Annotated in this window: 19 protein-coding genes and 1 riboswitch; of the genes, 14 read left to right on the top strand and 5 right to left on the bottom strand. The window is 42.8% G+C overall.

From position 1 onward, the window contains the following. Positions 1-2: 2 nt before the first annotated feature. The 9 genes from LG330_RS17955 to LG330_RS17915 all read left to right on the top strand — a co-directional run bounded on the left by LG330_RS17955 (position 3) and on the right by LG330_RS17915 (position 6,253). Positions 3-224 (top strand): YcxB family protein, encoded by a 222-nt coding sequence (locus LG330_RS17955; RefSeq protein ID WP_404406317.1) that lies wholly within the window; start codon positions 3-5, stop codon positions 222-224. A 140-nt stretch (positions 225-364) separates the two neighbouring features. Next, a complete protein-coding gene (locus tag LG330_RS17950) occupies positions 365-598 on the top strand; it encodes a hypothetical protein (protein WP_404406315.1) in 234 nt (77 codons plus the stop codon). A gap of 21 nt (positions 599-619) precedes the next feature. Then, positions 620-1,177 (top strand): histidine phosphatase family protein, encoded by a 558-nt coding sequence (locus LG330_RS17945; protein ID WP_404406313.1) that lies wholly within the window; start codon positions 620-622, stop codon positions 1,175-1,177. Next, positions 1,174-1,653, top strand: coding sequence for a GNAT family N-acetyltransferase (locus LG330_RS17940; RefSeq protein WP_404406311.1), 480 nt, complete (start codon positions 1,174-1,176; stop codon positions 1,651-1,653). The genes LG330_RS17945 and LG330_RS17940 overlap by 4 nt, the downstream gene beginning before the upstream one ends. Before the next feature lie 125 nt (positions 1,654-1,778). After that, positions 1,779-3,359 carry a diguanylate cyclase gene (locus LG330_RS17935; RefSeq protein ID WP_404409668.1) on the top strand — a complete coding sequence of 527 codons (1,581 nt, stop codon included), beginning with the start codon at positions 1,779-1,781 and terminating at the stop codon, positions 3,357-3,359. Between the two features lie 136 nt (positions 3,360-3,495). Further along, positions 3,496-3,867 (top strand): GntR family transcriptional regulator, encoded by a 372-nt coding sequence (locus LG330_RS17930; protein ID WP_404406309.1) that lies wholly within the window; start codon positions 3,496-3,498, stop codon positions 3,865-3,867. Positions 3,868-3,874: 7 nt separating this feature from the next. Further along, complete coding sequence (locus tag LG330_RS17925; RefSeq protein ID WP_404406307.1) at positions 3,875-4,741, top strand: ABC transporter ATP-binding protein; 867 nt, start codon at positions 3,875-3,877, stop codon at positions 4,739-4,741. After that, positions 4,734-5,339, top strand: a complete 606-nt coding sequence (locus LG330_RS17920; RefSeq protein ID WP_404406305.1) for an ABC-2 transporter permease — start codon at positions 4,734-4,736, stop codon at positions 5,337-5,339. Before LG330_RS17925 ends, LG330_RS17920 begins: the two co-directional genes overlap by 8 nt. A 131-nt stretch (positions 5,340-5,470) precedes the next feature. Then, positions 5,471-6,253, top strand: coding sequence for a class I SAM-dependent methyltransferase (locus tag LG330_RS17915; protein ID WP_404406303.1), 783 nt, complete (start codon positions 5,471-5,473; stop codon positions 6,251-6,253). A gap of 78 nt (positions 6,254-6,331) precedes the next feature. Here LG330_RS17915 and LG330_RS17910 read toward each other — a convergent pair whose 3' ends face one another. Beyond that, entirely contained in the window at positions 6,332-6,613 is a 282-nt protein-coding gene (locus LG330_RS17910; RefSeq protein WP_404406301.1) for a hypothetical protein, read from the bottom strand. Positions 6,614-6,720: 107 nt separating this feature from the next. Between LG330_RS17910 and LG330_RS17905 the strand changes: the two genes are divergently transcribed. The 3 genes from LG330_RS17905 to LG330_RS17895 are packed head-to-tail and all read left to right on the top strand — an operon-like array spanning position 6,721 to position 8,487. Then, complete coding sequence (locus tag LG330_RS17905) at positions 6,721-7,224, top strand: hypothetical protein (RefSeq protein WP_404406299.1); 504 nt, start codon at positions 6,721-6,723, stop codon at positions 7,222-7,224. Between the two features lie 12 nt (positions 7,225-7,236). After that, positions 7,237-7,722 (top strand): GNAT family N-acetyltransferase, encoded by a 486-nt coding sequence (locus LG330_RS17900; protein ID WP_404409666.1) that lies wholly within the window; start codon positions 7,237-7,239, stop codon positions 7,720-7,722. 18 nt (positions 7,723-7,740) lie between these two features. Continuing rightward, positions 7,741-8,487: a class I SAM-dependent methyltransferase gene (locus LG330_RS17895; RefSeq protein ID WP_404406297.1), complete on the top strand. Its 747-nt coding sequence runs from the start codon at positions 7,741-7,743 to the stop codon at positions 8,485-8,487. A 40-nt stretch (positions 8,488-8,527) separates the two neighbouring features. Here the strand turns inward: LG330_RS17895 and LG330_RS17890 are convergent, their stop codons facing one another. Further along, positions 8,528-9,562 carry an NAD(P)-dependent alcohol dehydrogenase gene (locus LG330_RS17890; protein ID WP_404409664.1) on the bottom strand — a complete coding sequence of 345 codons (1,035 nt, stop codon included), beginning with the start codon at positions 9,560-9,562 and terminating at the stop codon, positions 8,528-8,530. A gap of 204 nt (positions 9,563-9,766) precedes the next feature. Then, positions 9,767-9,861, top strand: a riboswitch (guanidine-I (ykkC/yxkD leader). Positions 9,862-9,923: 62 nt separating this feature from the next. On the opposite strand from LG330_RS17890, the gene LG330_RS17885 reads away from it, so the two are divergent. Together LG330_RS17885 and LG330_RS17880 are read left to right on the top strand one after the other, a co-directional pair. Then, positions 9,924-10,259 carry a DMT family transporter gene (locus LG330_RS17885; RefSeq protein WP_404406295.1) on the top strand — a complete coding sequence of 112 codons (336 nt, stop codon included), beginning with the start codon at positions 9,924-9,926 and terminating at the stop codon, positions 10,257-10,259. Next, complete coding sequence (locus LG330_RS17880; RefSeq protein ID WP_404406293.1) at positions 10,256-10,573, top strand: DMT family transporter; 318 nt, start codon at positions 10,256-10,258, stop codon at positions 10,571-10,573. The genes LG330_RS17885 and LG330_RS17880 overlap by 4 nt, the downstream gene beginning before the upstream one ends. A gap of 289 nt (positions 10,574-10,862) precedes the next feature. Here the strand turns inward: LG330_RS17880 and LG330_RS17875 are convergent, their stop codons facing one another. Genes LG330_RS17875 through LG330_RS17865 form a run of 3 tightly spaced genes read right to left on the bottom strand, consistent with a single transcriptional unit; the run spans position 10,863 to position 13,388 of the window. Then, positions 10,863-12,506, bottom strand: coding sequence for a hypothetical protein (locus tag LG330_RS17875; RefSeq protein ID WP_404406291.1), 1,644 nt, complete (start codon positions 12,504-12,506; stop codon positions 10,863-10,865). Beyond that, complete coding sequence (locus LG330_RS17870) at positions 12,503-12,931, bottom strand: prepilin-type N-terminal cleavage/methylation domain-containing protein (RefSeq protein ID WP_404406289.1); 429 nt, start codon at positions 12,929-12,931, stop codon at positions 12,503-12,505. The genes LG330_RS17875 and LG330_RS17870 overlap by 4 nt, the downstream gene beginning before the upstream one ends. Beyond that, complete coding sequence (locus tag LG330_RS17865) at positions 12,921-13,388, bottom strand: prepilin-type N-terminal cleavage/methylation domain-containing protein (protein ID WP_404406287.1); 468 nt, start codon at positions 13,386-13,388, stop codon at positions 12,921-12,923. The genes LG330_RS17870 and LG330_RS17865 overlap by 11 nt, the downstream gene beginning before the upstream one ends. Positions 13,389-13,443 lie beyond the last annotated feature (55 nt).

Genomic DNA, 13,443 nt, shown 5'->3' with positions numbered 1-13,443 from the left:
AGATGCAATACTCAACGATTGCATTTGACTGGGATGGTATCATCCGGATCGGTGAGGACCAGAGAAATTACTACCTCTTTATGTCTAGAGCACAGATCTTATTCCTTCCCAAACATCCTGACGGCTTATCAGAAACTGATCAGCTGCGATTTGAAAATCTGATTGGCCGGGTGAGGAAACGGATCAGAGAAGAGTATCGGGCTAGTAGTGAAGCGGCTAAATAACATACATGATCAAACGTCTGGAACATTGTAACCAGGCGTTTTTGTATACCATAATATAGAAAAATAAATATACATTTATACCCTATCGTGTCAGAATAATAATAAATGACTGATTGCGATATTTCAGGTGGAGGGTAACTATGAAAAAGTTGATCAACATAACAGAAACTATCTTTCTGGGGCTTTTTATCTTCACAACAATTCCAAGCCTGATCTTCAATGAAATTACGTGGCTATCATTGATTGCAATGATCTCGCTTGCTGGATGGATCACCATGTCAGGATTCAGATTGATTGAAAAAGGTCAAAAAAATGGCGGCAAAGTTATTGTTTCATTAGGTATTTTACTTTTATTTTTATCATTTTTTCAATGACGATATTGGAGTTGAATAACATTGACAACGATCTATCTGATCAGGCACGCCCACTCACACTACACACCGGATGAAATGCATCGTCCCTTGTCCGAAAAAGGAGTGAAGGACGCTGCAGCAGTGACGGGGTGCTTAACATACGAAAACATTCATGCAGTCTTATCAAGTCCTTACAAACGGGCGGTTCAAACAGTTGAAGGAATTGCTGGTTATATAGGAAGTGAGATTGAAATAGTTGAAGGGTTCAAAGAACGAACACTAACGGCTCAGCCCGCTGAAGATTTTAACAAAGCGATCACAAAAGTGTGGGAGAATCCTTCATTTTCCTGGGAAGGAGGGGAATCGAATCTGGCTGCGCAGCAAAGAGGTGTGAAGGCAATGAAGCATGTGCTGAAGGAGTATGCAGGACAGCATGTTGCGATTGGGACGCACGGGAACATCATGGTGCTGATCATGCAGTATTTCGATCCTCACTATGATTTCGCCTTCTGGAGACAACTCGCCATGCCTGATATTTATCAGCTGCGTTTTGAAGAAGATTTGTTGAAACGAGTGAAGGGAATAGGAGCATTTACATGAATATCAGCATTGAACCTTTGCAGGCATCAGATACGTTAAGTCTTCTTCAATTTGAAAAGGAAAACCGCGCATATTTCAGCAGTATGGTGCCAGATCGTGGAGATCATTATTTCAGGCCAGAGATTTTTGCGCAGCATCATCAGGCATTGCTTGATGAACAGGCGGCTGGTGATGGGTTATTCTTTTTGATCAAAGGTGAAGGGAATAATATTGTGGGCAGAATTAATGTAACAGACCTCACTTATGAAGAGCACTCAGGAAGTGTTGGGTACAGGATTGCTCAAGCTTACGCCGGAAAAGAAGTGGCTAGTAAAGCTTTGGAACTGCTGATCCATGACATGCGCAAAAGAGGATTGAAAAAACTGACTGCACAAACGACTGATCAGCATATTGCTTCGCAAAAGGTCTTGTTGAAAAATGGATTTGTCATCGACATGACTACAAGTGAGGATGTTCAATTAAATGGGCAGACCTAGCAGCTGCAATCATACATCTTACATTTATCAGGTGAATAAAAATAGTTCAAAAGCCCCCTATCTCACATCCCATATGCTAAAGTGAATTTAAAAGTCTCCTGTAAAGAAGGTGCCAGACTGTGACGATGGAATTGTCTGCTTATATTACCCTTGCCTGCACTTCCGGTGTACTGAATCTATTTTTAAGCTTTTACGTCTTTTTTAAACGTCATCAATATACAAATATCGCTTATATATTCGTGTTATACACCTTACTCATCAGTATTTACTGCTTCGGGACAGCATTCAGTCTGCTTTCGACTTCTCTTGAAGAACTGAAATTCTGGAATACGATTCTTTACATAGGGATGCCGATCTCAGCGCCGCTCGGGTTATTATTTATCATGCAGTATCTTGGAATTAATATTTTTCGTAAACGGTATCTGCTGATTCTCCTTGTGCCTGTCATCAGTCTCTTCATGGTGGCTACGAATGATTTTCACCACTTACATTACCGCGTATTTGAACTTGACCCTGAACTCGGTGCACCGTATGCACGTCAGGAAATAGGAGCATGGTACATCATTCATGGGATCGTGACGTTTGCAAGCATGTTTGTCGCCTTTTATTTGCTGCTTTCACAATGGAGAGAAACGTCACGGGAATATAAACCTCAGCTGGTCGCTCTTTTATTTGGACAGCTGCTGCCAATGGTGACAGCGTTTGTCTACCTGATCGGATTCACACCGCCCGGGATCGACCCGGTTCCAATGGTGCTATGGATCTCGTCAATGCTTTACCTTTGGGCTATCGGTTCCTCACGTCTGTTCAGAATTATGCCGATTGCTAAAAATACGATCTTTAACAATATTAATGATGGCGTACTCGTACTTGATGAATATGGCCGTCTCATTGAATATAATGCTGCAGCTGAAAAAATGTTTCCCGGCTTAAGTAAAGCAATGTTCGGCAGACATTTTGATGAAATGTGGAAAGACTTTTCAGTTGAAAATTTCCCTTTTGAAATTGAAAAGAAAGCTATTCAGAAAGATCTTCAATTTACCGGTGAAGATCATCAGCCGTACACCTATCAAATTCGTACAACGCCGCTTCTCCATGGACTTTACCATAAAGGTCAGCTGCTCATTTTTACTGACATCACTGAAGTGAAAAGACTGCAGCTGCAGCTCGAACAACAGGCTTTTTACGATGACCTTACGCAAATTTATAACAGGCGCGCCTTTTTTCAAATGTGTGATCAGTATATTGCAGAGGCGACAGAAGAGAAGCGTCCGCTGACTGTCATCCTGATGGATATTGACCATTTTAAAAAAGTGAATGATACATATGGACATGCAGTCGGTGATCAGGTATTGAAGCATGTCGTGAAATTGTGTCAGGAACAGTTGAACGCTGATCAGCTATTCGACCGTTATGGCGGTGAAGAATTCGTGCTGGCGCTGCGAAATACGGATCTGCCTGCAGGTGAAAAGGTAGCGGAGCAGCTGCGTCAGCATGTTGAAGACCATCCTTTTCACATGAAAGAGGGAGTGCTCCCTGTTACATTGAGTCTTGGTGTCGCGTCTGCAAACCATGAGCCTGAAGAAACCTTATTCCAGCTTTTGAATCAGGCGGATCATGCTTTGTATGTGGCGAAAGAGGATGGGCGTAACAGGGTGTCGGTATACTCCAGAGAAACAAATCATTTAGATAGAAAGCACGGATGAAGAACAGCGATTAGACTTCAGGTTTAATCGCTGTTTTTTATTTTGAAAAAGCTTGCATTTAATAAGTCATCTGTATATAGTGTATATAAAGTATATATACAATATATCATTAATGATGAAAAAACGAGGGATATACATGCAGATTATCATTTCAAACAGCTCAAAGGATCCAATCTATGAGCAAATTACACATCAGGTGAAATCACTGATCCTGTCGGGTGATCTTTCAGAAGGTGAATCACTGCCTTCAATTCGACAACTAGCAAAAGATCTGCACATCAGTGTAATTACCACGAAGCGAGCCTATGAGGAGCTTGAAAAGGCTGGATTTATTTATTCAGTCGTCGGCAAAGGATCGTTTGTTGCTGAACAGAACCTGGAAGTGATGAGAGAAAAGAAATTGAAAGTAATCGAGGAACAGCTTAGTGCTGTGATCACTAACAGCAGGGAGATTGGCCTGACTTTAGAAGAAATGAAGGAACTTTTAGATATTTTATACAGGGAGTGAGAAAGGGATGGAGTGCGTAGTTGAGTTAAAAAATGCAACGAAAATTTATAAAGGTTTTTCAATTGATAAAATGAATTTACAGATTAGAAAGGGCTATATTACAGGATTAATTGGGGCAAACGGAGCAGGAAAATCGACGACGATTAAAATGATGATGAATCTGATTAAACCAGAGGCAGGAGAAGTTAAAGTCTTTGGTCAGGATTACAGCACACATGAAAAAGCGATTAAGGAACGCATCGGTTTTGTGTACGATGGCAACGTTTTTTATGAAGGGATGAACCTGACTGATATCAGGCGGATTGTGGGTCCGGCTTACAAACACTGGGATAACCGGCTCTTTCATGAATATGTGGAGAGATTTGAACTTCCGCTAAAAAAATCAGTTAAAACATTTTCAAAAGGGATGCAAATGAAAGCTTCGTTAGCGATTGCGCTCTCACATGATGCTGAACTGATCATCATGGATGAACCGACCGCAGGACTTGATCCGGTATTTAGGCGTGAGCTGCTAGACCTGTTGCAGGAGCTTATGCTTGATGGTAAGCGGACAATTCTATTTTCGACCCATATTACGACTGATCTTGAGCGGATTGCCGATTACATTGCTTTTATTAATAAAGGAGAGTTGATATTTAATCAGACTGCTCCTGAAGTAGAAGAAAGCTATGCGCTTGTAAAAGGAGGAACTGACCTCCTTGACCGGGATACAGAAAAATCATTTGTCCATGTGAACAGAGCTTCTACTGGGTTTGAAGCCTTGACTGACAATGTGAATGCTGTCAGAGAAACGTTTGGGGAGTCAGTCGTCATTGAACGGGCAACGCTTGAGGATATTATGTATTACACAAAGGGGAGTAAAAGCTATGCTTAATCTGATCAGGCGAGATATCATTTTACAGAAAAGACAAATGATTATTTTTATACCTTTTATTTTATTTTTCGTATTAACAGGTGTTCCGCCCATCCTGACCTTTTTTGTTGCTAGTTTTTTTATTCCATTCAATGCTTATGCATATGATGAAAAGACAGATGCTAATATTCTGCTGAATTCCCTTCCTTATACTAGGAAGCAGATTGTTGCAGCGAGATACGTTGGTGCGCTTGTCTTTATGTTCGTCGCAAGTGTACTTGTCGCTTTATCTATGATGATCTTTAATCGAAGCTTCTCATTAACAGATGCTGCAATTGGCGCATTAGCCTTCCTGTTATTCGGAGCAATCGCTTTTCCACTCTTTTATATTCTTAAGCAGGGCTATATCACATTAGTTCTGATGTTTGTTGTAATCGTCGGAGGGATAATGAGCCAGCCTGTTATCAGATTTCTATCTAATCATTTAACAGCCATTACGACCTTTTTTATTGAAACTCCCGACACGTCATTATATTCAGGGGCAGCAATTATTATCCTGTTGATATACGCCGCTTCCTGGACTTTCACAACAATCATTTATCAGAAAAAAGCATTTTAGATTAATTGTCCACTCTGTCATTTAACGTGGCAGGGTTTTATTTATGCCCAGTCAACACTCATTTTTTGTTAAAATAAGGTTATGAGAACATGAGGATTCTTTAGCTTTAATAACCTGTTTCACGTGAAACAATGACCAAAAAGGGGTACTTACTAGTGAATAACTTTGAAGAATACGATGACCCGGAGCTTTACGATAAAGAAAACGAAAGCTACCTGCCAGAGCTGCCCCTTTTAATAAAGTGGGTATCTGAAAAGCCCGGTACAATTATTGATCTGGCCTGCGGAACTGGCAGAGTGACGATTCCGTTAGCTGAAGAGGGTTTTCAAGTCGTGGGAGTAGATGTACATAAAGGAATGCTTGAGGCAGCTCAAAAGAAATCATCTTCTGCGGGCGTTGACATCGAGTGGCTTGCGGAGGATTGTACAGATCTGAATCTTGGCATGAAAAGTCCGCTCATCTATACAGTCGGAAACTCATTTCAACACTTTTTAACGAATGAAGCACAGGATGAGTTACTGCGTTCAGTGAACCGTCATTTAGAAGATGAGGGGATATTGATTTTCAACACAAGGTTTCCAGGCGCGGAAGAGTTATTACAGCCACCTGTGGAAGAATACTGGAGATCTTATCAGGACGGTGAACTCACAGTAGACGTCTCTACGATCAGTCGCTATGATGCACTGGAGCAGATTCAGCACTATACGACGATTAGAAAATACAAAGATCGTCAAGCCGAGCTTGTTGATGAAAAACGTACCAATATCAGTCTGAGATATGTGTACCCGAAAGAAATGGAAAGACTGTTGGATTTACATGGTTTTAAAGTGCTGAATGTATATGAAGATTGGAAAGAAACACCGGTGAAAAATGAGAGTTATGAGATGATCTATGTCTGCAGGAAAATACGTTAGAACTTGATGACAATGCAACAAGTTAGGATAGAATGAGCGGACTAAACAATGCTTATTCTATCCTTTACTATATATTTCTTACTTACTTCTTTTTTCTAAAATGATCGGTGTGATATTTAGCAGGATTGATACGATTGTTAAAAACCATAAAGCCCATTCCATCGTAGGCACGACATCCATTAACGCCGCCCAGTCTTCAGAGTCTACCCACTCTGATACCATACTGTATTCTGCACAAAGTGTTAATGCAGTAAATGATAATCCCATTGCCATCACAAGCTTATAATCCTTTCCTGCTGAATACAGATAAAGGTTGAGAAAAGTTACTGCGATTGCGATAACCCCTAAGATGACCCACATGATAAAGACCTCCGTGTATGTATAATCTATTTAGATACTTACTCTATTTTACAGGAAAATAAAGGGGATTGTATAGGTTGTAAAGAAGTGTGGAGGTAGAGGTGATCATGATGAACCAATTCGATTTTCTGAAAAAAGTAAAAGGAATGACATTCTCCGGGATCTATGGTGACATGCTTCATACTTACAAAAATGATCAGTACATGACCGTCATTGCAGACCCGGCCATTCTTTGTTTCTGGCAGATCAATGGTAACCGCAATGAGAAGTTCTGGCATATTAAGTGGCAGGAGCTTCGTTCAGGGGATGACGCATTAATCGTTACAAAACAGGATACTCCCGTACCACTAAAGTTTGAAGAAACAGAGATGGGGTCACAAAAGTACCTGATCCATTCCGCAAGTTTCTCAACTTTTAAAAATAAAATAAACAATGTGTGGGGCTATGGTTTTACAGAAGAAGAGGTGGTCTGGATGCGGGTGATTATTATTGAGCTTGAAGATTCATTTATTCATATCCAGGCATCTCCTGCAATGGAGTATAAAGTGTTGGACAAGTTTCCTGTAGTTCATCCATTTGATGAACTCCTTGTAACGACAGAGAAAGAGTGATAATCGTTGAATATGAAATTAAGAGTCATTTATGAGAGTGATATTAGGGCTGTTATGGAATGGAGCCGTGATAAAACCTTTTGTCAGGCAAATAGCTGGTCTATAGACAGGGATCCTGAAGAACTACAGCGCTGGTGGATGAAATATGTTAAATGCCCACCGGAAAACCTAATCCGAATGGGAATTGTTTTGGATGAAGAATTAATCGGCTATACAGATCTGGTATTAATCAATGAACATGCTGCTGAGATTGGCATCGCAATTGGCAAGAGTGAGTTATGGGGAAAGGGAATTGGCGCTCAGGCAGTGGACCTGGTGATGGCGCATGGTACTGAAGCGTATAACCTTACCACGTTTTTTGCAGAAACGCATGAAGCCAATATCCGGTCTGGGAAAATGCTTGCGAAACTCGGGTTTCAGGAAGTTAGCAGAGTCGGGTATGAAGACTATGAGGGTAAGAATAGCCGGCTGGTTCAATATGAGCTTTTAAAAGAGTAGTGGAAAAGGAGTTTTTTAATGAACTGGGTTAAAGGTTTTTACACGAAGCAATACGACTGGATGGATTTAAACGATGAACATATGCTGGAGGCTGAAAACGAAAGGCTTCAGCATCTTGAAAAATTTTCTCATAGACCGACACAGTCGATTCTGGAGCTCGGCGGTGGAAAAGGATATTTCGCAGTAGCTGCGGCTTTAAAAGGATATGAAGTAACCGTCATTGAGCTTACAGAAAATGCAGTCGATCATATTCACAAGTTGGCACAACATTATCATGTAGCAGAAAAAATCACCGTCATCCAGGGTGACTTTTATCAAGCAGATTTGCCTGATCAGTTTGACGTTGTCTGCTATTGGGACAGCTTTGGCATTGGCACGGATACTGATCAGCAACGTTTATTAATAAGAATTCGTCAGTGGCTCAAGTCTGGTGCCACAGCCTTTATTGACATATATACACCGTGGTTCTGGGCAGGTGCAGCAGGGCAAAGTATGTCATTCAGAAACGGCATTCAACGCGAGTATGGTTTTGATGCTGAAGGTTGCCGTATGCTTGATTCCTGGTGGGAGAAGGGTAGAGAACAGGATCAAGTGATGCAGTCACTCAGGTGTTATTCGCCGGCAGATCTCCAGCTTTTAATGAATAGACTAGACCTTGAAACAGTTCACATTGAGCCGGGTGGTACAATGGATTATGCTGAGGGGCAGTACATCGAGAAGGCGCCTTTACATAAAGCGATGTCTTATCTGGCAGTAATTAAATAAAAGGCGGCTCCCGGAACCAGTCCGAGAGCCGTAAATGTTTTTACATCGTACTGATATCAATCACAAAACGGTACTTCACGTCAGAATCCATCACGCGTTTATACGCTTCATCAATCTCATCAGCAGAAATCACTTCAATGCTTGGTGCAATATCGTGTTCTGCACAGAAATCAAGCATCTCCTGCGTCTCACGGATACCGCCAATCATAGAACCTGCAAATGAACGTCTATGTGGAATGAGTGAGAACAAGTTGATATCAAGCGGCTCAGCAGGCGCTCCGACATTTACAAGCGTCCCGTTCAATGTCAGCAGCGATAAGTATGCATTCATATCAAGCTTTGCGCTGACCGTATTAATAATCAGATCGAATGTGCCTGCAAGCTTTTCAAACGTTTCCTCATCACTTGTCGCATAATAACTGCTCGCGCCAAATGCCAGTCCGTCTTCTTTTTTGTTCAGTGTCTGGGAAAGAACCGTTACGTCAGCACCCATCGCATGTGCAATTTTAACCGCCATATGTCCAAGGCCGCCCATACCGACAACCGCTACCTTTTTACCCGGGCCTGCATCCCAGTGATTTAACGGCGAAAATGTTGTAATCCCTGCACATAAAAGTGGTGCAGCTTTATCGAGCGGAATGCTGTCCGGAATACCGAGTACGAAATCCTCAACGACAACGATATGTGTAGAATAACCACCCTGCGTCGGCTCACCGTATTTATCCACACCAGCATAAGTAGGTACATTCCCTTTCAGACAGTATTGCTCTTCGCCAGCTTTACAGTTTTCACACTCACCGCATGAATCCACCATACAGCCAACGCCCACGCGGTCACCGACTTTATATTTCGTGACACCTTCACCAACATCCGTCACAATACCGGCAATCTCATGCCCAGGAACCAGTGGATAATCCACCTCGCCCCAGTCACCGTGCGCAGTATGAAGGTCAGAGTGACAAATACCTGCGAATTTAATTTCTATTAAAATATCCTTTTTATCAAGCTCACGACGCTCAATCTCAGCCTCGCGAAACGACTGATCCGGTCCATCTACAGCTCTTGCTTTTAGCAGTTACCATCTATAAAACCTCCATCATCTTTTCAAGGCAACGGGTATACTTCTCCTGCAAACCTTCTTAACCTTTATAGTTCACGCGGGGGGGGGGGGGGAGAAATTAAACATTTACTATATGAAACTTTTGTTTGGATGTACAACCCTCCTCCCTTGACTTCCCGCCCCGCCCATACTAAGATAGGAACCGAAAACTCCATAGACATAAAGACTTTCTAGGGTTCCGCCATTACGGGTCTGGTCCGAGAGAAAGCGCAAAGAGCGATCTTTGTACACGGAGGGAGAAAAGCCCGGGAGATACCACTTTTACAGTGATATGTCCCGGGTTTTTTATTTTTTAGATAGAAAAGGAGCGATTTTTATGTGGTGGTTTGTCGTAGCAGTTGCGGCACTGTTTGAAATCGGCTGGGCGACCGGTCTGAAATATGCGTATGACGGATTGACGTGGACGCTGACAATTGCAGCAATTATTGTGAGTTTTACTGGACTTCTGATGGCTTCAACACGCCTTCCCACAGCGACGGTTTACGCAGTTTTTGTCGGGCTTGGCACATTGGGTACTGTTGTTGTGGATATGATCTTTTTCGGGGCAGGCATCAACGCAGGCGTCATATTCTTTGTCATCATGCTGCTGGCAGGAGTGATTGGCCTGAAATTTGTCACAGATGAAAACGGGAAGGAGGCACAGGAAACATGAGCTGGATTGCATTAATTATTGCAGGGTTCTGTGAAGTGCTTGGTGTAAACGGCATGCAGCGGATCGCAACAGGTAAAAAGATCAGCGGATTTATCTTTCTGATTGGCGGCTTTGTAGCGAGCCTGAACCTTCTTTCATTTGCCATGACAACCATTCCGCTTGGTGTGGCTTACGCTGTCTGGACCGGTATGGGTACGATCGGCGGGGTTGTTGTTGGGATGATCTTTTACGGAGATCCTGCAGACCGCAAGCGGATTTTCTTTTTGTCGCTGATTGTGGTGGCGGTTGTCGGGTTGCGGGTAGTGGCGAGTTAAATGAAGCGGCGCAGCGGGGACGGAGTTCAGTGATTCATTTTTATAATGATTCTAAAAGTGAACCGGCTAACTCCGTCCCGGGTGAGCCGCATCAAACATTTACCCCCTGCTGCGGGTCAGCCGGGGGTTTAACGTGGTTTGGGTCATAGGTCTATTTACACTATTCTGCGAAGGTGGTGCATTTAGTTGCGAACCACCCGGGTTTTTCTTCGAACATACACGTCTTTTCTCCGTACAAGTCATGTTTTTCTCCGAACATCACCTAATATTCCATGAACGAACCTCATTCCTATTCCTCCACCAGCACATCCGACCTCAAAAAGTTGCCGTCTTCCGAATACCGGATCACTTCAACCTGTTCTTCACCGCCGGGGCCGTCCCATTCACCGTAGTCGCTGTCGGGTGGGTTGACTGTTCCACCGCCTGTGATGGAGAAGTCTTTCACGATGATATTTCCGTTAGCGCTGCCACCTCCACTGATAGACAAATTACTATTTGGAGCAATAATCAATTTGTTAGCTGCATTTGAGCCACCAGTGATTTTGATGTCTGATGATCCATATGCAAAAATATCTCCATCTACGTTATTACCGCCGGCTAAAGTTAAGTCAGCTTCTTTTACATGCAGCGAGGCATTGAGTGCGGTTCCACCTGCAAAAGTCAGCTTTTTATTGCCTGCATAACGAATCGTTAACAGATCGCTTTCATTATTTTTATTAATAGAACTGCCACCAGTCAGCTTAAAATCGTCCTGAATGACAATCTCCAATTTACCGGGATTAATGAATTCGACACGGCCCTGCTCAAAATCAAATTCATCAACAAAAATACGTCTATTTTGACCTTGTAAATCGATTGTGAGCTGGTAATCACTTTTAATGTTAATTTTTTTAAAATAAACATCTCTGTCCAGTTTAAGAATGTAATTACTATCGCGAACCATATAATTATCGATGTTTAGTTCTCCGTTTTTAATTACATCGTGGGTATTGGAGTGCAAGTGAATTTTTTCGTCAGGCAGCGTCGCAACATTGGTTTCTGGAAAAGAAGCCTGTAAAGAAGGTAATTCAGGCGCTTTCTGTACACATTCTATTTGTGCAGCTTCAAGATTATAGTTCTCAAAAATTTGTCCGTTTACCCGAGCGTTGCCGCCTCTAACTGTGACTTTTTGACCAGTATACACATTCCCATTTACCCGGGTACTGCCGCCCTGCAGGAGCACCTCACCTTTGGAATAAACATTCCCAGTAATAGAAGCATCTCCCCCGCTCAGAGTCGTATTTCCATTTGAATAAATAGGCCCTTTTAAAGGCCCTCCGTTATGCTCAAAATCCCCACCAGCATAAACCGAAAAACACGCCCGAAACTTCGTCGTCCCACCGCCCCCGGGAATTGTTACAACTTCTGTTTCTGTGTCCACGTTCATCTGGATCTGCACGCGCTGTTTCAATTCTTTTGTCAGTTCAGGCGTTTTTTCTGCCGGTATGGTGCCTGCGGATACAATTTCATAGATGAGGGGTGAGGTGCTGATCTGGTTTACTTTTGCATTTGAAAAAGGAGTAACGGACTGCTGCTCGTCATAAGTACTTGTCGATTCAAACGTCAGCTTTTCATCAACCATACTTTGCACTCGGTTGTAAAAGGCGTTTTCTAAGTCGAAGCCCGCCTGTTCTTCAGCCGGCAGTCCATTATACGCATTCAATACTTCCTCATATGCAGCGCCGGCAAGGACGTTGAGCTCTGACCGCTTTTCAACCAGTCCCGCTTCAGCAATATAATAGGAAGACTGGTTAACCTGTTCGTTGACAGTGACACGGGTCGTATTCAGTGTGAAAGAGAGGATGCTGACGCCGACAATTGAAATGAACATCACTGCAAAAATCGTCAGCAGTAAGGAGTAACCGCGTTGATTATCTATGTATCGTTTCATCATAGGTCAGTTCCTTTCCTGAGGACGATTTGTGTTTCCCACTCTTTTGATGCCGTGTCAGTGATCAAAATATTGAGCGTATCTTCATCAAGGATCACGCTGAATTCGCCAACCTTATTTAAAATAGAACGGCCGTTTCTCAGCAGCTCCTGCGATTCTTCATCATATGAGTAAACAATGGGAGCGTCTCCTGTTGGAATCGTCAGCACTGCGGCCTGCACTTCAATATCTCTTGGGTGCTTTCTGATATCAGTTGTGATTGATTGAAGCGCAAACGTTACTTTACGGGTGCTGAGGCTGTCTTCCTGCTGCTGCTCGGCATTGCTGCCAGCCTGCGTAATAATTCCGATTGCAAAGACGGAAATTAATGAAACCAGCGCCAGAACCGCAAGTAATTCTGTCAGTGTAAATCCGCGTTCATTCCGCATCAGCAGCCTTCCTCCATTCAATCAGACCTTCAATTTTTGTAAAAGGATCGCCAGGATCTGCGGCTGAACTCACTACCACGATCGCTTTTGTCAGCACATCTGTCAGATCTGTAAACGTCTCTTCATCCGGGGTATAGGGCGTCAGCGTTACTTCCACGCGTGCATCTCCCTCCATTTTAGAAAAGATCTTTTCGTCAGGTAAAGACTGCTCAAGTGAAAGCTCGTAAAAGCTGGTCAGCACGGTTTCCAGATCTTCAGCGGCATATTGCTGTCCTGCTTCATATAAATCCTCCATCTGACGCTGTGCAACGAAAGTATGATCCACCACTTCCTCAGACACCACATTTGATCTGGCAGATGTTAAGAATAAATCCATAAATACCATTGCCAAAAGCACGATAATCACTACAGACGCAAGCACTTCTACTAACGTTACGCCCCGTTCGTCCTTTACCATATATACACCCCTGTCAGGAATAAAAATTGGTTGAAATAGTACTATGTGTCTATCA

It is taken from the genome of Jeotgalibacillus malaysiensis, assembly GCF_044789845.1.
Classification (GTDB): domain Bacteria; phylum Bacillota; class Bacilli; order Bacillales; family Jeotgalibacillaceae; genus Jeotgalibacillus; species Jeotgalibacillus malaysiensis_A.
The sequence above is the reverse complement of the archived record's forward strand: the minus strand, read 5'-3'. Positions and strand labels throughout refer to the sequence as shown.